21 protein-coding genes are annotated in these 18,031 nt (G+C 67.6%); 9 read left to right on the top strand and 12 right to left on the bottom strand.

Going from position 1 to position 18,031, the window contains the following annotated elements; translation table 11 throughout:
* Positions 1-99: 99 nt before the first annotated feature.
* Positions 100-519 (bottom strand): hypothetical protein, encoded by a 420-nt coding sequence (locus OO52_RS17450; protein ID WP_030643936.1) that lies wholly within the window; start codon positions 517-519, stop codon positions 100-102.
* A 69-nt stretch (positions 520-588) separates the two neighbouring features.
* Between OO52_RS17450 and OO52_RS52735 the strand changes: the two genes are divergently transcribed.
* From OO52_RS52735 to OO52_RS17465, 3 genes are all read left to right on the top strand, one after another.
* Positions 589-1,242 (top strand): hypothetical protein, encoded by a 654-nt coding sequence (locus OO52_RS52735; protein WP_037628980.1) that lies wholly within the window; start codon positions 589-591, stop codon positions 1,240-1,242.
* A gap of 247 nt (positions 1,243-1,489) precedes the next feature.
* Positions 1,490-1,723, top strand: a complete 234-nt coding sequence (locus OO52_RS17460) for a hypothetical protein (protein WP_030643940.1) — start codon at positions 1,490-1,492, stop codon at positions 1,721-1,723.
* Complete coding sequence (locus OO52_RS17465; RefSeq protein ID WP_030643942.1) at positions 1,723-1,995, top strand: hypothetical protein; 273 nt, start codon at positions 1,723-1,725, stop codon at positions 1,993-1,995. The genes OO52_RS17460 and OO52_RS17465 overlap by 1 nt, the downstream gene beginning before the upstream one ends.
* 409 nt (positions 1,996-2,404) lie before the next feature.
* Here OO52_RS17465 and OO52_RS50825 read toward each other — a convergent pair whose 3' ends face one another.
* Positions 2,405-2,563 (bottom strand): hypothetical protein, encoded by a 159-nt coding sequence (locus OO52_RS50825; RefSeq protein WP_158712510.1) that lies wholly within the window; start codon positions 2,561-2,563, stop codon positions 2,405-2,407.
* A gap of 22 nt (positions 2,564-2,585) precedes the next feature.
* Between OO52_RS50825 and OO52_RS17470 the strand changes: the two genes are divergently transcribed.
* A complete protein-coding gene (locus OO52_RS17470) occupies positions 2,586-2,789 on the top strand; it encodes a hypothetical protein (protein ID WP_234339846.1) in 204 nt (67 codons plus the stop codon).
* A 384-nt stretch (positions 2,790-3,173) separates the two neighbouring features.
* Here OO52_RS17470 and OO52_RS17475 read toward each other — a convergent pair whose 3' ends face one another.
* The 6 genes from OO52_RS17475 to OO52_RS17500 all read right to left on the bottom strand — a co-directional run bounded on the left by OO52_RS17475 (position 3,174) and on the right by OO52_RS17500 (position 7,755).
* The gene (locus OO52_RS17475; protein WP_014677414.1) at positions 3,174-3,494 is read right to left on the bottom strand and encodes a helix-turn-helix domain-containing protein; all 321 of its coding nucleotides are present in this window, start codon (positions 3,492-3,494) and stop codon (positions 3,174-3,176) included.
* Positions 3,491-3,976 (bottom strand): MarR family transcriptional regulator, encoded by a 486-nt coding sequence (locus OO52_RS17480; protein WP_030643948.1) that lies wholly within the window; start codon positions 3,974-3,976, stop codon positions 3,491-3,493. The genes OO52_RS17475 and OO52_RS17480 overlap by 4 nt, the downstream gene beginning before the upstream one ends.
* Positions 3,977-4,805: 829 nt before the next feature.
* Positions 4,806-5,231: a hypothetical protein gene (locus OO52_RS17485; RefSeq protein WP_030643950.1), complete on the bottom strand. Its 426-nt coding sequence runs from the start codon at positions 5,229-5,231 to the stop codon at positions 4,806-4,808.
* Between the two features lie 124 nt (positions 5,232-5,355).
* Complete coding sequence (locus OO52_RS17490) at positions 5,356-5,823, bottom strand: transposase family protein (RefSeq protein WP_234339847.1); 468 nt, start codon at positions 5,821-5,823, stop codon at positions 5,356-5,358.
* 544 nt (positions 5,824-6,367) lie between these two features.
* On the bottom strand, positions 6,368-7,336 hold the full coding sequence (locus tag OO52_RS17495) for an alpha/beta hydrolase (protein WP_030643953.1): 969 nt from the start codon (positions 7,334-7,336) through the stop codon (positions 6,368-6,370).
* Between the two features lie 101 nt (positions 7,337-7,437).
* Positions 7,438-7,755: a putative quinol monooxygenase gene (locus OO52_RS17500; RefSeq protein WP_030643955.1), complete on the bottom strand. Its 318-nt coding sequence runs from the start codon at positions 7,753-7,755 to the stop codon at positions 7,438-7,440.
* Between the two features lie 149 nt (positions 7,756-7,904).
* On the opposite strand from OO52_RS17500, the gene OO52_RS17505 reads away from it, so the two are divergent.
* From OO52_RS17505 to OO52_RS52740, 3 genes are all read left to right on the top strand, one after another.
* A complete protein-coding gene (locus OO52_RS17505; protein WP_030643957.1) occupies positions 7,905-8,810 on the top strand; it encodes an AraC family transcriptional regulator in 906 nt (301 codons plus the stop codon).
* 158 nt (positions 8,811-8,968) lie between these two features.
* Positions 8,969-9,727, top strand: coding sequence for an SDR family oxidoreductase (locus OO52_RS17510; protein ID WP_030643960.1), 759 nt, complete (start codon positions 8,969-8,971; stop codon positions 9,725-9,727).
* A 119-nt stretch (positions 9,728-9,846) separates the two neighbouring features.
* Positions 9,847-10,290 (top strand): hypothetical protein, encoded by a 444-nt coding sequence (locus OO52_RS52740; protein ID WP_234339848.1) that lies wholly within the window; start codon positions 9,847-9,849, stop codon positions 10,288-10,290.
* Between the two features lie 454 nt (positions 10,291-10,744).
* Here the strand turns inward: OO52_RS52740 and OO52_RS52065 are convergent, their stop codons facing one another.
* Complete coding sequence (locus tag OO52_RS52065; RefSeq protein WP_051818361.1) at positions 10,745-11,221, bottom strand: hypothetical protein; 477 nt, start codon at positions 11,219-11,221, stop codon at positions 10,745-10,747.
* A gap of 1,415 nt (positions 11,222-12,636) precedes the next feature.
* Complete coding sequence (locus OO52_RS50830; protein WP_158712511.1) at positions 12,637-12,978, bottom strand: hypothetical protein; 342 nt, start codon at positions 12,976-12,978, stop codon at positions 12,637-12,639.
* A 205-nt stretch (positions 12,979-13,183) separates the two neighbouring features.
* Between OO52_RS50830 and OO52_RS46060 the strand changes: the two genes are divergently transcribed.
* Together OO52_RS46060 and OO52_RS17535 are read left to right on the top strand one after the other, a co-directional pair.
* Complete coding sequence (locus OO52_RS46060) at positions 13,184-13,933, top strand: phytanoyl-CoA dioxygenase family protein (protein ID WP_030643963.1); 750 nt, start codon at positions 13,184-13,186, stop codon at positions 13,931-13,933.
* A 474-nt stretch (positions 13,934-14,407) separates the two neighbouring features.
* On the top strand, positions 14,408-15,466 hold the full coding sequence (locus tag OO52_RS17535; protein ID WP_078877215.1) for a helix-turn-helix transcriptional regulator: 1,059 nt from the start codon (positions 14,408-14,410) through the stop codon (positions 15,464-15,466).
* Positions 15,467-15,529: 63 nt separating this feature from the next.
* On the opposite strand, the gene aspS is transcribed toward OO52_RS17535, so the two are convergent.
* Together aspS and speB are read right to left on the bottom strand one after the other, a co-directional pair.
* A complete protein-coding gene (gene aspS / locus OO52_RS17540; protein WP_030643967.1) occupies positions 15,530-16,810 on the bottom strand; it encodes an aspartate--tRNA(Asn) ligase in 1,281 nt (426 codons plus the stop codon).
* Positions 16,811-17,080: 270 nt separating this feature from the next.
* Positions 17,081-18,031: an agmatinase gene (gene speB, locus OO52_RS17545; RefSeq protein ID WP_037628981.1), complete on the bottom strand. Its 951-nt coding sequence runs from the start codon at positions 18,029-18,031 to the stop codon at positions 17,081-17,083.

Genomic DNA, 18,031 nt, shown 5'->3' on the forward strand with positions numbered 1-18,031 from the left:
TTCGGGACCTGCTAGAAACGTATCCGTGAGCCGATGCACGATAGCTGTCACCAAGGCAGGCGTGTTGTCACCAGGACAGGCGGACCGGAGCACGCCGAGCTAGACGCTCTTGTTGTTGATGGCGCTGTTCCCTTCAAGGCCCTGCAGCCGTGACGTGACCCCTCCCAAAATTCTCTGTACCCAGACTTCGCTGATGAACAAGAGCCGCTCCTCGCCTGCATACACGCTGACGTAGGCATCGTTGAGCCAGGGCGTCGCTGCGAACTGGGTGAGCTGCGCAGTCAGTGTGGTCTCGTGAACGAGCTGCTCGAGGAGCGGATGGAAGCCGGCATAGGGAGGGATCTCCCACGGCTCGGAGGCGTGCTCGTATCCACTGCCGCGGTACGCATCCGATCCCACGAACTCCTCGTACGCCCACTCATCGACGGCGTAGCGGGCTGGCGCGGTGCAGTGCGCGGGAGAGCACCATGCGGGGTGGTCCATGGGGCGACCAGTGAAGACTTCTGACTGCTCATGCATGTACCTATTCTCCGCGAACCCCGCGCCCGCGAAGGGCCCACCGCTGGTCCCCCAACGCCCCCGCCGGGCATGGACGTCGACACCATCGTGGCGGCCCTCGAGGACGCCCGCTTCTTGGCCCGGCAGGACTCCCGGCACGAGGACTTGGCCGACGACGCCGGCGGCCGGGCGGAGCTCGCGGAGTGGGAGCGCCTTGCCCAGCTACTCGCCGCTGCGGCACCGGGCACCGTCTACGACCCGGACGTCGACGACGTCGTCCAGGCCGAGCTCGCCGCCGACGCCGCGGCCGCCGCTGCCCGGGAAGCCGAGCTACGCGAAGCCGCCCGGATCGCGGCCCGCGCCGATGAACTCCAGGCGTTGCGCAAGCTCGGCACCCTGGAGCAGACCGAACCGCGCGACGGCGACGAAGCCGTCCGCGACGAGCTCACCCGGCGAGCCGACGGGTACGTCCAGACCGACGTCGACGCCTGGCTCGCCCACGCCCTGGCCGCGCACCGCGGGCACTACCGCGACCCCGTCGCCCGCGAGACCGCCGCCGGCCTTCTCCCGCCGCCGGTCCTCGCGCACGCCGCGCTGCTCGCCGGACTCGCCCGCCTGGTCCCCGGCGCCGACGTCGACGAGCTGGCGTTCGCGGCCCGGCTCGCCACCACCGAGCCCGAAGCCGCCGGAGCCCTCGCCGCGCTCCTTGCCCGCGCCACCCCGCCCGCTGATCACCAAGGGTGACTGTCACGCTGCCACGCCCGTATGTCACGCGGCCTCGTTCCGGCTGTCACGCTGCGGTGTCACGCTGCCAGTCGGGCCCGGAATCGCGGGGCCGACCCCCGGATCAGCCTCACACCAAACAGCGTGACACCGCGCCGGGTGTGGATACGGAGCGCAACCGATGCCCAATTCAGCCGGAGCGGTCCCCGGCCCCATGGCCCGGCGATACCGTGGTGAGCAACGCCAGTTCTGCCCCCTGGAGCCCTTGATGAGCGAACAGCCGGCCCCCGCCGACACCGCCGCCCGGCAGCTGGAGCCCGCGGCCGCGGACGCGATCCGCGCGTACGCGGCCAAGACCCGCGCGGACGCCGACCGGTTCGCCGCCGTCCTGGAGGACATCGCCACCAACGGGCTGCCCGACCCCGAGCAGTGCACCCCCTGGGAGGAACTGCGCGAGGCCCACCTCGCCCGCCTCGCCCGGCAGCGCCCGGCCGTCGCCTGATGCCCGCACCGCACGGCCCGCGCCGCGCTCGGATCGCGTTCTCTGACTCTGCCGCCAAGCAGCTGGACGCCATCACCAGCGAAGCCGAGCTGCACGCCCTGGATCGCGCCCTGGTTGTCATCTCCGTCGACCCCGAGGCTGGCGAACCGCTCCCCGGCGACAGCAGCGGGCCGCGGCTGCGCCACTACGTCGACGACGTCGAACGCGTCCGTCTCGTGTACTGGGTGACCGCGTTGAAGACTGTGGTGGTCGTGGCCTTCATTGAGGTGTAGCAGCCCCCGCTGCTCCTGGTGCTGCTCGTGCTGCTTGGGTGCTGCACGGTAGCTCCGGATGCAACGCAGCATTCGCACGGTCCGGTCAGCACACGGAGCTGCCCGTGCAGCAAGGCCGGCCTCGGGGTAGCAGCGGGCGCTGCTACTGCTCGCTGCACCGGGCCGCGGGTTGTTCTGGAGGACCAGAACAACCCGGTTCACCTGGGGCTATCGGTTGCTCGGCTCGGCGGCGGCTGTTGCTGCATGGGCCGCCCGCTGTTTGTTCTGCTGCTCTAGAACAACCCGGTTTGCCAGTGCTACCGGCTTGATCGCGGGCGGGAACGAAGAAGGCGCTGCATCGGGGTGCAGTGCCTTGGTGTCTTCGCGGGCCAGAAGGCCGCTGGAGGGCCGGTGAGCCCTCGGTGGGTGTTCAGCCGGTGGCGGCCAGGTTGGCTGTCTGGGCGGCGAACCGGGCCCGTCGCTGCTCGGTGAAGCGTTCTGGTTCGGCGGCTCGGATCTCCGGGACCGGCATGACGGAGAAGGAGACCGCGCCGCCGGCGAGCAGCCCCCGTGCCGCCTGAGCACGCACCGCGCCGCTCCAGGTCGTCCTGGTGGAGCCCGCGCTGAGCCAGCTGGGGAAGCTGACAGCGGCCGAGACGCATCGCCTGGAGTGCGTGATCGTCGCGATCAGCGTTAACCCAGAGCTGGGAACCCTGGTGCCGGGGAGCCTGCTGCGCGACTACACGGACGACCTCGACGGGGTCCGGGTGATCTATTACGTCACTGCTCTACAGACCATCACGATCGTCGCGTAGGTCGAGGCATAGCGGCTCTCGCCCTCCTGATCACCCGCGCAGCGTCCCGGACCAACCGGTGATGAGGACGCTGCTGCGCGCAGCTTGGTGCGGCACGATGATGGTCGCGGTCCCTCTGATGATGGCGCCGCGCGGTGCTCAGCTGCGCCTTGCAGGAGTAGCAGGGTGATCGCAGAAGTCCCGGAGAGCGTTGACACTCAGGTGCAGGCGGCCAGAGGCTGGCTGGCTCCCGAGCATGGCCGTCCGAACCAGCCGGTTCCTCCTCGCGCTGACCCGGCGATCTCTTGATGTACGCAGGGGCTGCATCAGAGCCGCCATCGCGGAAAGCCACGAAGCACAACGACCCGACTCGGGAGTCGGGTCGCTTAGCTTATAGCTAACAGCTCAGCTGCCGACTGCGTGAAGGTGCCGGCCGCCGACATCGCCTATCTTGTTCGGGCTCAGCCGGTACACCTTCACGGTGCCGATGCTGCCTCGCTCCTCCAGCCAGCCCTCCTCGACCAGTTCACGTCTGGTCCGGGAAAAGACCGGCGGCTTCATGCCAGCGATCTCGGCCAGCTGCGTCGCGCGGGTCATGACCGTGCCGTCAGGGTTCTGTTCGGACGACGCATACAGCATGACCACGATCCGTTGGTTCGGCGTCAGGACGCCGCCCGTCATCCTGAGCAGCCGCTGCACGTCGTCGCCGCTGTTGATCCTGGTCATGCCTCGTCGCCCTTCTTGGTCTTCCGCCGGTGGTCTCGTGGCTGTCGCACCGTCGTCTCCGGCGGGTTCCAGTCCTTCACAGCCTCGCGGTGTGCGAAACCGCTGCCGATGAACGCCAGATACGGCGTGCACCGGTAGAACGTCGTGCGGCCGAGACCACCTGCTTCAACAAGCAGCCGGGCTGCCTTCAGCACCTTCACAGTACGGGTAAGCGTGTCCGGGCTCATCCCGAGTTCCCTCGCGATGTCGGCGCCCGTCATCATGACCGCGCCTTGGCTCTGCTCGGTGGCGAACCAGTACCAGACCAACACGCGGAACTCTCGGTCGGTCAGGCCGGAGGTCGCCGAGGCTAGTTCGCGTCCCCTGCGGATGCCCACGTTGATGTGCGGCCCGTCGAACGCATAAGGAGCCTGGGGCACCTCTTCCAGCTCGCCGGTGAGCCGGTCAAGGTACGTGAGCACCTTTCGGGCTGGCTGCCCCATGCGATCCCCTCCGAGACGTGACCAGAACGGCAACTGATCCGACGGACGTGCAGGATCACTTACCACATAGAACATTACCGGATTGCTAAGTGATGCCGCTGTGAAGACGGTTCGATGAGCGTGTCGCTCATTAGCTCATAGCTAAGCAACACGACTCTGCAGTCGGGACAACCCGATCCCTGAGTCGCATCATCCCGACTCCCCAGTCGGGAAACCCGCCTCCCCAATCGGGTATGCCGATCCCCAAGTCGCATCACATCCCACGTTTCCGCAGGTCAAACGCCTCCGGGGGCTACGCGCTCTTACTGCAAGGGAAGGAAGTCTGACCCTCGCAAGCTCCGTACGGGCTACCCTGCGGGCCGTCGGCTCCGCCGCCGGTCCTCGGGCGTAAGTTCAGCCGGCCATCTGTCAGGTACAGGCCTCAGTCACCAAGGAGTCAGCAACATGTAAGCGTGGCTGATCGGAGTGAGTGGCTGATGAGGCATACGCGGACGTAATCGGGCGCCGCATCCATCGTCGTGGCGTGCTGTCTGTGGCTGATGCTGAAGGGGGTGTACGAGTTTCAAGGTCACTGAACTGATTGGCAGGCCGATGGACAGCCTGCTGATCGACATCATCGAGTGGACGAGGTGCGAAAGCGATGCTGGCGTTGTGCCGTCCACTGGGCTCAGCCACTGTGTACCGGTGGCAGCGGTGATGTACGCACCTTGCCTTGGCAACCCGGCCTACCTGGGCTGGGCCGGTACTCGGGTCCCCCATTGCGCGGATGGTTACCGGATTCAGACCGTGCTCGCGGACTACCTCCTGGATCAGGTTGAGGACAGCTGTCCTACTCACGCAGCGCCAGCTGGGTCGTGGGCGCCCCCCGGACGAGCTGAGACCGGGTGGGCGGGCGGTCCGGGTGGTGAACGGCCTCGAGAGTGACGACGTCGTTCATGCTGGTGAAGTAGAGGTCACGCTTGCCCTCGTCGATGGCCTGCCGGCAGTTTGTGCCGATCCGTCGGCCCTGTGTCGGCAGCGTCGGCCGCTGCCGGGCCACGTGGGGATCGGGCACCGGGAAGTAGGCGCCGAGCCGCTGTGCGGCCGTGCGCAGGCCCAGGCAGTGCGGGCGTATGACGCGGGCCGCATAGCCGCGGTCGGTGAAGGCCCTGTCGTCCTGGAGGGCGGTCATGATGTGCAGGACTTCACCGGTCATCTTGACCAGCAGTTCTCTCCCACCGAGACGTAGCCAGGCGTCCGTCTGGAGGGCGAGCACCTCCTCGGCGGGCCTGGTGGCCTGTGCGGGATCAGGTCCTGGCGGGTCAGCGACGTAGTACGCGCGCCGGAGTGTCCGCCGGTGCCCAGGGGGAGGCTCGCGGCAGTGATCAGGGTGAGCGCGGTCACCGACGTCCGGAGCGCGGTCGGCGCCTCAACCGGCTTACCGTGGTGGCGACCACGGCCGTGAACACGGAGAGTGCCGCGAGGGTCGAGCGCAGTCGTTCCGTGCGCTGACCATGCCTGCGGGTCAGGCCGGATATCTGCTCCACGAAGGTCCGGCGCCGACACAAGGTCGTCCGGCACCGGAACCGCCGGACGCGAAGCTGCAGCACGACCCTCTGCCCGGCGCTGGGCACGTCGGCAGAAAACCGCAGGTAGGAACTGTGAACGTGGGTCGACCAGGTCCCGCATTCCGGGCAGGCGGCGCCAATCGTGGTGCACTTCGCGTCAACACGCACCATCGCGATGCTCACGTCCACCGACAGCACCGCGACGTTCGCGATCGACGGGAACAACAGCTCCTTCAGTCGGAGCACGACCTCTTCCAACAGCCCGGCACTTTCAGCCCAACTGCCCTGACCATGGCTCATTTTTGGGCGACTTCGAGCGCTGGCCGGCGACGCTCAGCCGTCACTCACCGTGGCCAACGGAAGCTGTGCCAGAACCGCAACTCGTGAACAAAGCCAGCGGTGACAGGGACGACGATCCGTTCGACGACATCGACGAGCAGGGTGCCTGTGGACAGATTCCGCGCACCGACGGTGAGCGAACTCGCCAGGTCGGCGCTCGTGTTGCCCCTTGTCCAGTTCCGCTACCTGCGGCATTCCGCCCATTTGGGCAGGGGAGAAATCTCCGTCCCGCCACGCTGTGCGACGCCCGGGGAAAGCCGCTGCCGCCCGGGGTGCGCCGCTGGGAGACTGCGGGGATGACAACGCAGCGGCTGCCGTTCCCGGTCCCGGACGAACGCGCCCACCTCTTCGCCGACAAGGTCAGGATGACTCCGGTTTCCGCGTTGGCGACCCGGATCGCTGCGCTTCGTCCGGTGCCGGAGCTTGTGCCCGTGACGATCGCGACCTTCCTGGTGTTCTTCCTGGGATGCGGTCGTGCGTGGGTTGTGTCACTGCGCGGGCTGCGCTATGCAGCGGAGTTCGGGGGCAGGATTCGGGCGAGCCAGTCTGTGCGTGCCCGGCGGGCTGTGGCCGAGATGTGGGCTTGCGGGTACAGGGCGTCGAATCCGTGGAAGCCGCCTGCCCAGACATGGAGTTCGGCCTGGCCGCCGGCCGCCCAGATGCGGGTGGCGTAGTCGGTGTCCTCGTCGCGGAAGACTTCGGCGGAGCCGGTGTCGATGTAGGTGGTCGGCAGGTCCGCGAGGTCGTCGGCCAGGGCGGGTGAGACGTATGCGGGTACCTCGTCGTTGGTGAGGTCGCCGAGGAGGCAGCGCCATCCGAATCCGTTCATCTCGCGGGTCCAGACGCCGGGCCCGTTCGAGTACTGGAGGCTGGAGGTGGTGGTATTGCGGTGGTCGAGCATGGGGCCGATCAGGACTTGGGCGACGATCGTCGGGGTGCCGAGGTCGCGGGCCAGCAGGGTGACGCCGGCGGCGAGGCCGCCGCCCGCGCTGGCGCCTGCGACGATGATCCGGGCGGGGTCGATGCCCAGTTCGGCGGCGTGGTCGGCGATCCAGAGCAGTCCCTGGTAGCAGTCGTCGACCGGGATGGTGCCGGTGGACTCGGGCGCGAGCCGGTAGTCGACGGAGACGACGACGGCGCCGAGTTCGTCGAGCCACTCCAGCGGGATGTCGATCTGTGAGAAGCGGTCGCCCATGACCATCCCGCCGCCGTGCATCCAGTAGACGCAGGGTGCGGCAGCGGTGCGATCGCTGTTCGCGGGGCTGAAGACGGACAACGGGATCGGGGTGCCGTCCGGACTCGCAACGGTGACCTCGCGCCGGTCGATAGCGCGACCTTCGAGGAGGGGTTCGACGGGCATCGAGGAGAAGGGGCGTACCTGCGCCAGCACTTCAGGGCTGAGCTGGGACATGAGGGGCATGTCGGCCAGCAGTTCACGCAGTTCGGGGTCCAGATCGGGTCGTGCCGTGGTCATGATCGTTGCCTCTCGTGGGTGGTGGCGGGACGGTCGGGCGAGGACGGGGGCCACCTCGGTGGGCACCGAGGCGACAGAGGAGGTGTGGGGTGTTCGGCGGGTCAGAGGGCGGATTTGCCGCGGACCGGAACGTAGTCGGTGTACACGGAGTCCTTGGCGAGCAGCGGGTCGATCTGCGCCACGATGGCCTGTGCGGTCTTGCCGGCGAAGACGCGGTGGTGGTCCTCCTCGCTGGTCCAGCCTTCGGTGACGTGGACGACGTCGGGGTCGGACGCGGAGCGGGAGACGAGGTAGACGAGGCAGTAGTCGCTCGCGCCGGGGCTGCCCTCGTCCAGTCCGGTCAGCAGCAGGTCGACGAGCTGGTCGCCCATACCGGGCCTGGCGGTCAGGGCGGCGCTGAAGCCGTAGTCGGCAATCATGGATTCTTTCTCTTCCTCGTCTGTGATGGAGTGCGGTGATTCCATTCAACCGAGGTGGCCTGTGGAAACGTTAGACCGATACTCGCTCGCACTTGCACGATCCTCGTGGTCATGGGAGCCACAGCGCGGAATAGTGCTGCAATGGACGCATGCACCTCGAAGAACTCCGCACCCTGCTGGCCCGCCATGCGCGGCCCGACTGGACTACCTCCATCGACGGCGTCCTCATCTCCACAGTCGACCGCCCTGATCCGCCGGCGCCTTCGATGTCCGGCACGCTCCTGGCGGTCATCGCCCAGGGCGCCAAACGCCTCGCCCTGGGCAAGAGGGTGTTCGAGTACGGACCCGGGCAGTACCTGATCGCATCCGTCGATCTGCCTGTCACAGGACAGTTCACCCAGGCCGCCCCCAAGCAGCCGGCACTGGGGTTCGGTCTCGTCCTGGAACCGTCCGCCGTTGCCGAGCTGCTGCTTGAGGCCGGGCCCGGAGACGCCCCCCGGAGCAGCGGGGGCGCGCCGCCGGGGATCGCCGTCAGTGACGCTCCGGCCGTGCTGCTGGACGCGGTGGTCCGGCTGTTGCGCCTGCTCGACGAGCCCCGCGACCGGGCCGTACTGGCCCCGCTGGTCAAGCGCGAGATCCTGTGGCGTCTGATCACCGGCGAGCAGGGTGCGACGGTTCGCCAGCTCGGCCTGGCCGACAGCAGCCTCAGCCACATCTCGCGGGCCGTGCGCTGGATCCGCGAGCACTACGCGCAGCCCTTCCGGGTCGAGGACGTGGCGCGACAGTCCGGCATGGGCATCTCCGCCTTCTACCGCAACTTCCAAGCGGTAACCGCGATGAGCCCCATCCAGTTCCAGAAGCAGATCCGGCTCCAGGAGGCCCGGCTGCTGCTCGCCACCCACCGCGGAGACGTCACCGGAGTCGGCCACCGCGTCGGCTACGACAACCCGTCACAGTTCAGCCGGGAGTACCGCCGCCAATTCGGCGCGCCCCCCAGCCAGGACGCCGTCCGCCTGCGTCAGGCCGTGCGTGCGCCAGCAGGTCTCCTGCCCTGAGCTGGATGGGATTACTGGAGGATCATGCAAGGAGTAGGGAGGATAGTTCTACTGCCTCCGCAGGTCAGAGCGATTCAATGGGATCACCGGTTCTCCCGGGGAGCAGGAAAATGCCTGCCCACCCGTACGGATCCCACCACATCGCAAAGGGGCACAACATGAAGACAGTTCTGATCACTGGTACCTCATCCGGGTACGGGCGGGAGACCGCCCTCTACTTCCACTCGCAGGGGTGGAACGTCATCGCCACGATGCGGACACCGCGTCCAGGCGTCCTTCCCGAGTCGGACCGGCTCCGCATCATCGAGCTCGACGTGACCAGGCCCGACACCATCGCTACCGCGTTGGAGACTGCGGGGCCCGTCGATGTCCTGGTCAATAACGCGGGAGTCCCGTCGATCGGCGTGTTCGAGGGCACCCCCATGGCCCGGGTACGAGAAGTCTTCGAGACCAACGCGTTCGGCGTGATGGCGGTGACACAAGCAGTGCTGCCCCAATTCCGCGAGCGCGGCTCCGGCGTGGTGGTCAACGTGACATCCAGCGTGGTGCTGGGCCACATGCCGCTCACAGCCGTCTACAAAGCGAGCAAGATGGCCATCGAAGGGTTCACCGCATCCCTCGCGCTCGAACTCGCGCCCTTCGGCGTCCAGGCGAAGACGGTCCAGCCGGGCGCCTGCCTGACGACGAACTTCGCAGCCAATGCGGCCAAGGCGACGGACGGGGCACCGCTGGACGAGTTGGTTCCGGCGCCCTACGTGTCATGGGCGAAGAAGGCCATGGCGGACTTCACGGCACAGGACCTGTTCACCAAGGAGAGCGACGTCGCCGAAACCATCTGGCGAGCCGTGCACGACACGACCGGCCAGCTACGATTCCCCGCCGGCCCCGACGCGGTCTCGCTCTCCCAGGCGAAGTGATCAGCCAGCAGGCAAGGTCACGCCGCACTGATACCAAGAGCTGACCCCGCGCCCCCGCACCAGGTGTGTTGTCCGGGAAGGTTGGTGACGCGGCTGGCTGGTGGTTGGCCGCTCGCCGCATGCGCGCCCACCACGCCCGCGCCGCAAAGGCCCTGGACGCACGAGCTGAGCCGGGCGGGGAGGAGTTTTGGGGTTGGGCCGGGCGCACCCTGGGCGCCCCGGCCCGCACCACCACCGGGCAAGCAGCGTGGCTGCGGCTGGTGTCGGCTCCGGAAGACAAGGCGTCGGGGAAGCTGTGGGACGGCGCCCTGGACGCGCAGCACGCCTTCGGCGACCTCGACGGGCACCGGCCCGCACTGCTGGGGGTGCATGACGCTTTCGACGACGGCACTGCCTACCGGGCGGAGCTGTCGGCCCGCGTCGATGAGCCGGTCCTGTCCGACGACCCGATCCTGCGCCAGGACCTGGACTTGTCCGACTCCTGGTGGGAAGCGCTCGCTGGGACGCTGGAGAAGCTCTCGGCTACCAGACCGACCGTGTTGCCGTGCGTGAGCAGTACATGAACCGCGCCATCCCCGAGTTCCTCGGGATCCCGGCCCCGGCCGTGACCTGCTGGACCGCAGCCCACGCCGACCTGCACTGGGCGAACCTCACCGCATCACCCTTGCGGCTGCTCGACTGGGAAGGATGGGGACAAGCCCCCCGGGGCTCCGATTGCGCCGCCCTCTACGCCTCCACACTCCTCCAGCCGAACGTCGCCGCCCGCGTCCTCGCCGTCTTCCCCATCCTGGGCAGCCCGGCTGGCCTTGCCGCCGAAGCGACCGTGTGCGCCCAGCTGCTCCAGACCGTGGCCCGCGGCGACAACCTCACAGGCCGCCGCGGCAGGTGCTCCGCCTTGCCCTCCAGGACCACGCCACAGCGCTCCCTGACAGGCAGACAGCCAATGCGTCATCTGATGAAGTCGCGGATGGGCACACAGGGAGCCACGCGGCCGCGCCGTGCTCGGCGAGCCCATGATCAGGTCTGGCTCTGGAGGGGCGGAAGCTCCCGCAGGGCGGCGGGCAGCTCGTCGATGCCGCGCTGCAGATACCAGGCGAGCGCCCAGCGCAGGACGACGCCGCGGCGCAAGCGCCACTGGTCGCAGAGCTGGGAGAGAACGTCGTCGCAGAAGTCCTCCCTCAGCTGCGCCAGTACCTCGTCCTCGGGGTAGGTTGCGTATCCAATGCCGCACTTGTCTGGGTCGCCGAGGTCGAGCGCGTCGGCGAGGATCGCCGCGGCCGCCGCGCTGGTGCCGCCGCCGTTGTATCCCCAGCCGAAGCCGCCGGTCTCCGGCTCGGCAAGCTCACGCAGGACCGTAACCCCGTACTGCCGCTCGGTGGGGCCGAACTCGGGCTTCTCGATGAGGATCCGGGCGGGCTTCCACTCCTCCCCATCGTCCCTGTCGGTCTCCGGGCCGTACTGGATGCCGTGGTACGTGCGGTCCTCGTAAGCCATGCCGTTCCCTCCCGTTGATCTCCCGTGGCGAGATCAGCCTGCCGTACCTCACCGACCGGCAACACAGCGCGATTGGCCAGCCGGCACAGAGCGCCACAGACACATGGTCGGCGGCCGGTGCTGGAGGGGAACGACCCGAACGTGCTGGTCATAGCGATGCTCAAGGCCCGCGCCGGGGAAGAGCGATGTGACCCGGAACGCGACCCAAGAGGGACCCAGGGCACGACCCGCGATCGGTGCGGCCGCGGGCCCGGATCGTCGCCATGACAGCTCTGGGCCCCGCGTCACCGTCGGCGTGGACGTCCGTTCCAACGAAGGGGGCCCGGCCGGGACACGCCGCGAGCCGTTCCACTTGGTCGTCGGGGCAGCCGATCGACCGCCCCGGCACACGGAACGGTCCCAAACGACGCGGATCTGCCGCGCATCGCCGCCCACCTCGCCGTCACGGCCGATGAGGTCAGCCGCCGTCTCGGTGTCACCCCGACCGCGCGCACCGCGCTGAGCGAGCTGCGGGCGGCGGTGGTCGCGGCGCTGCTGGAGATGGAGCCGGCCGCGAGCGCGGAGGACGTCGCCGCGCGGCTGGGGTACCCGCTGTGCCCGGCGCACACCGCTCTCATAGCCGTGCGAGCCCCAGCCCGTGAGCGGGTGTCAGACGCCCGGACCGTGGGGAGCCGTCCCTTGTGTTCTGACCCCGGCTTCGCGGAGGCCCCCCAGCCTACCGCCGACAAGTCATGGACCGGACATGAAGATCACGACCTAGGGCTGGAGTATTAGCAACTTGCTCTGGATCCCTAGGCTTGCCTGACGGATCATCAGGTAAGTCAGCGTTGAATCAGCATTGGACCGGGACAGTCTTCCGTGCATGCTCCTGGTCGACGGCTCCGCGGCAGCTTGATTTGCGCAGATCGCGCAGGTGAGAAGCCTGCTCGCCATGGCGCACGATGTTCTGGCAAGTCTTCGTTTGAAAGGCATGCCGATGTACAGTGAACGACGCCCCTGACCTGCAGACAGCCGGCGGGGAGCCGTCTTCTAGGAGTCTAAAGTGCTGCGAACTTTGATCAAGTCCAAGATCTAGCATCTGGACGTTTGTGCAGGTCAGTGGCATGGGTGGGTGCCCTCTGGTCAGCAAGAGGTCAGCATGCGTCGCAGCGCGGCCCGCTGGGGGCTCGGTTCCGCCGCTTCGGCGGTTGTCTGGGGCAGGCAGTCGATCTCGTTGCGGGCATACAGCTCTATACCGGCGTTGCCTCGGTTGGTGAGGTAAAGCTGGACGAGTCCGTCCACCCAGGGAGCGTCCGGACCGCACGGTCTGGACCCGGCCTTCCTTGATGCCCTCGACGGCTGGCGGGGTACGGAAATGGCTGTGGCCGACGGCCAGGGCGGCGAGCCATTCCCAGGTGTCTCGGTGCGCGATCAGCTCAGCCGATGCCGGTGCCCCGGTAGGCGGCGTCGATGGTGTTCTTGAGTGCGAGGTCCTGGTTGCCGGCCCCGGACTGCTGCTGGTGCTCGGTGTTCTCCATGATTCCCCCCTGTGAGGCGGCATCGGCAGCAGCGGACGGATCAGCTGCGGCAGGGATGGTGGAACCGTAGCCAGGCTCCTGCGCCTCCACATCAAGGTGCGTCTGCGCGCCGTCGGTGTCCTTCTCGTCTGCTTCCTCAGCCGGTGCGAGGGAGCGAAAGAGGTCGGTTGGGTTCAGCAGCTGCCGGAGCTCGCATCGCTTCTCGTTCAGGTCACGACCGACGTGCTCGAAGCATGTCATGGCGAGAGCCGTCTCACATGACCGGACGGCCCAGCCCATTGGCCTGCCTCCGCCATGGCGGCATACCGCCTGCCCAGTGCCTGGATGCGGCCCTCGCCCCAGCCGATCATTGGACGTATCACAGCAAGGTTCCTGCTCCTTCGCCCATATCCATCGGGAGCCTTTCCGGAGGACGGCGGGAAACTAGAACCCACGGAGGTAGGCCATGACCGATCCGGATTCCACCGACTGGCGCAAGGAGGCCATTCCCGGTCTGTCAGTGGTGCATGCGGGCACCGAACGAGAGGCAGCGGCACGCCAGTTCGCGGACCAGGGCATTGTCCGGCTGACCGACATCTTCGACGAGACCGGCCTGCGCCGCATTCAGGAGGAAGTCGCGGAGCACATCCGGACAGAAGTGCCGCGACTCGACCGTGACGTGTACCGGGACCCGGACGGAACGACCGTACGTGTGGTGAACAACCTGCAGCGCTACCGGCCGTACTTCGCCAGGCTGTTGTCCGACGACGCACTGCTGGACCTCGTCGAGTCCATCACCGGTTGGACCCCGCTTCCTTTCTATGCCGAGTACTTCGCCAAGGTACCGGGAGGCGCTGTCGCCAACCCGCACCAGGAACGGGCCTTCGAGTACGTCGACCCGCCGCAGTACATCCATCTCTGGATCGCTCTGGAAGACATCACACCGGATCAGGGGCCGTTGCGCTTTTGGCTCGGATCGCACAAGCAGGGTGTACTTCCCCACACCGAACGCGATTTCAGCGGCATGCAGTACATCCCGGACGACGTACTGGAGCAGCACGGCTTCCCAGTGCGTGCCGGGGTCGGCTCGGCAGGTGACACCTTCGTCCTGGACTCCGGAACGATCCACGCCAGCTCCCTCAACACGGGGAGTCGGCCCCGGCCTTCGCTGGTCCTCGCCTACCGGGGCGCGGGCACCGAACTTCGCACGGCCTGATCACCACTCAGTGCCCGGTACGACACGACAGCCACTCCAGGATGCCCGCCGCCCAGCGTACGGCGGGCATCCTGCCGTTCCGGGGGCGTCGGCCCGGAGTCACTCGCGGACCCCTAGCCGTTAAGACGGTGTGGTAAGTTGAAAAGTCGAACGGTCAATTCAACATGTTCACAACTCTCGGGGGAGACAGGCATGGCGACCGCACTGCCCGTTACTGTGTCCCGCCCTGCAAACCGTTTTCACGGTCTCTTCACCACTCGCGTCCATGTTGACCTCATGCGAGTCATCAGCGCGAGTTGTCGCGGTCTCGCTGCCCTTCGGTAGACACTTCTCTCCCGCATCCGCACAGCGTCAGTTCCTGGTCCCCTCGGCTGTCGTCGAAACCCTGACGATGGTCTGCTCAAATACGCACGGACCTGTCTCGTGAACCGACGAAGATCCCGTGCGCGTGCTTACCAGTCGGGTGCCAGCTCCATGAATTGGGTCAATGAAATGAAAAATTTCGATCAGCGGGTGGATATCTTGGCGGGGTTCCTCCATAGGACCGCAGACCAGCGCTCGTCCTGGGACGCGCCCGACATTTCTGACGAAACAGGTTCCGATATCCGCGAGGTGGAAGCTGCTGTCGCGCGGTTGGCGGAGCTACAGCTCCTTTTACCCGATCCCGGACATGCCAGCGGCTACAGCACCACGAATCCCAAAGCCATCCTCCACCGGCTGGTCTCGCTGGAACAGCAGTTGACGGACGAATGGCACCAGCAGGCGCTGCATCGGCAGGAGAAAATGCAGACCCTCCTGCGCCACTTTCCCGTGCACGGGCTGGAGAACTCCGGCACGCACGTGGAGCTGCTGACCGCCGTGGACAAGGTCAACACCTTCATAGAGGGGTGCATCGACACGATCGAGCACAGCCAGCTGGCCATGCACCCAGGAGGGCTGCCGTCGCTGAGCCTGGTGGACGACATGCTGCTGCGCGATCAGGAGGTACTGGACCGCGGCGCGCGTATCATGGCCCTCTACAGTCGGCATCTGCTCCAGGTCGAGTACGTGCGGGACTACCTCACAGAAGCGGTCCACCAGGGTGCCGAGGTACGTCTCGCCGAGTATCTGCCGATCAGGCTGCTCATCCTTGACGACGGCCTGTCCATCCTGCCCATCGACCCGCAGGACTCCTCCCAGGGGGCCATCGCCATCCACAGCTCCGAGGTGACCGGTGCTCTCAAAGGCATTTTCTCCTTCCACTGGACGGCCGCCGAGACGTTCACCGGGCAGCGTCCGGACGAGGGTCCTGCCGACCGTTACCTACTGACCTCGCAGGAGCGCGCGATCGCCCGCATGCTCGCCATCGGAGTCAAGGACGAGGCCATCGCGCGCCAACTAGGCATCTCACCGCGCACCCTGAGCAGGGTCATCGCGATGTTTCTGGAGAAGCTGGGGGTGCAGACCCGGTTCCAGGCGGCCATCCAACTGGTGCGCGCCGGTCTGATCGACGTGCCCACAGCTCTGCCGGCTGCCGGGACCGAGGTCGGCTGACGAAACGTCACTCCGCCTGCGGTGGTGGCCGCACGGGCCACCACCGGGGACGCGGCGCTCCCCTCAGGGAGTCAGCCGGTGCAGGTCACGCGGGAAGAGCGTGGCCCGACGCACGTTGTCCGCCTCGGTCAGCCGGGCGGTCCAACGTTCCAGGCCGAGCGCGAAGCCGCCGTGCGGGGGCATGCCGTGCGCGAACACCGACAGGTAGCTCTCGTACGACTCCGTGCTCTCGCCGCGCGCCGCGAGTGCGGCGATGTAGTCCTCGTAGCGGTGCAGCCGCTGACCGCCGGTGACCAGTTCGAGCCCGCGGAAGAGCAGGTCGAAGCTGTTGGAGTACTCCTCGCGGCCGGGTTCCGGATGGGTGTAGAAGGGCCGCTTGCGCATGGGGTAGCCCGTGACGAAGAGGAACTCGCTGCCGTGTTCGCGCAGCGCCCACTCGCTCAGCCACCGTTCGTGCGCGGGTGCCAGGTCCGGCTCGTCGCTCTCCACCATGCGCATCGCGTCGGCGAAGTGCAGCTGCGGGATCTCCGCCGGGACCACGGGAAGTTTCACCCCGAGCAGTTCCACCGCGTGCTCCGCCTTGTCCGCCACCGCGGCGGTCATGCCCGCGACCGCTGCGCGGACCACGGCCATGACGTCACGGTGGTCGGTGATGAACCCGAGTTCCGCGTCCAGGCTGGTGTACTGGGCCAGATGCCGCGCGGTGTCGTGCGGCTCGGCGCGGAACACCGGGCCCGTCTCGTAGACCCGCTCGAAGATGCCCACGGCTGTCTGCTTGAAGAACTGCGGCGACTGGGCCAGGAATGCCGGCCGGCCGAACCAGTCCAGTGCGAAGACGCTGGCGCCCGACTCCGTGGCGGAGGAGACCACCTTCGGCGTGTGGATCTCGGTGAAGTCCAGGGCGTCCAGGGCCGCCCGGAAACCGGCCACCGAGGCCGCCGAGATCTCGTGCGGAGCGCGCAGCGAGGGATGGCGCAGGGTGACCGGGGCGTGGTCCAGGACCACCGGCAGTCCGGCCGTCACCGTCGGCCGGTACACGTCGATCGGTGAGGGCTCGGCCCGGCTGGAGAGCTCCTCGATCTGCGGGGACGTCAGTTCGAAGCCACCCGGGGCCTGACTGTTGGCGGTAACGGTGCCTCGGATGCCGAGCACGGTCTCCTCGGGGATGTCGCTTCCCGAGGAACCGCTCACCACGACCTGCGCCAGCCCTGAGCGGTCGCGCAGAATCAGGAAGGTGACGTTCTTCAGAGCGCGCCGGCGATGAAGCCAGCCGCGGATTTCCACGGTCGTGCCCTCGTGCTGCGGCAACTCGGCCGCGAGGACGCGCGCAGTAGGGTGGATCATCGTAGTCCTCCATGGACCTCGACTGATCCCTTGGGAGTGCGGGCGAGAAGGGAAACTCGCGGTACCACCGCACTTTCGCCAGTGCCCGTTTCAGGGCGATGGCCTCGTTCGGGCCCGGTGACGGGGGCCGGTCGGCGGGGCATTTCCTCCCCGCGCTCGGGAGTGTCTTCCGTCCGGGGGAGCGAGACCGTCTTCTCAGCTACCGACAGCTCTCTCAACTCGCCCGCTCCTGAACGTACTTGTCTCCGTCAACGCTTTGGTTTCAGGGTATCAGGACGCAACTTCGGGGGAGACCGTTCGCCTGCGGGCCAGAAGCGACAACATCTCAAAGCCGAGATTTCCGGCGAGGACGGCGGTGACGGCGGCCGGGTCGTATTCGGCGATGAGTTCCACGACGTCGAACCCCACATAGTCCAGAGGGCCCAGTGCCCGCAGCAAGGCGATGGCCTCTCGGGAGGTGATTCCGCCGGGCTCCGGGCAACCCGTTCCGGGAGCGAAGGCGGGATCGATGACATCGAGGTCGAACGTGACGTAGACGGGCCTGTCGCCGGCGCGTTCACGTGCGGTCGCGGCGGCGGACGCGAGGTCGGCGGCCACCTGATCCGTGGTCAGGTAGGCGGCGCCCAACTCCGTCACGGCCTGGTACCCGTCCGGGCTGTCGATCGAGCCGCGCAGGCCGAGCAGCGTCGAGTGCTCGGGGCTGACCAGTTCCTCCTCGACCGCGCGGCGGAACCAGGTGCCGTGGCTGTATCGCTCACCGAAGTAGTTGTCCCCGGAGTCCGTGTGGGCGTCGAAGTCGATGACGGCCACCGGGCCGTGCCGGCGCATGCCCCGCAGGTGCCCGAGGGTGCACGAGTGGTCGCCGCCGAACAGGAGAGGCACGGCACCCGCCGCGACGACCCGCGCCACCGCCCGTTCGATCGCGGCGAGGCTGCGCTGCGTGTTCCCGGGAACCACGGGCACGTCTCCGTGGTCGACGCAGGTCAGCACGGAGAAGGGATCGATCTGCTGAGCCGGGTTGTATCCGCCGACCGTCGACGAGCCGGTGCGCACCGCGCGGGGACCGAACCGCTGGCCGGACCGGAACGTGACGGTCCCGTCGAACGGCACGCCCAGCACCGCCACGTCGACGTTCGTCAGGTCGGTGCGGTGGGGCAGCCGGGCGTACGTGGGGACTCCGGCGAACGCCGCCAGAGGTACGTCTGTTTCGTGGAGGGTCAT

It is taken from the genome of Streptomyces flaveolus (assembly GCF_000716535.1).
Classification (GTDB): domain Bacteria; phylum Actinomycetota; class Actinomycetes; order Streptomycetales; family Streptomycetaceae; genus Streptomyces; species Streptomyces flaveolus_A.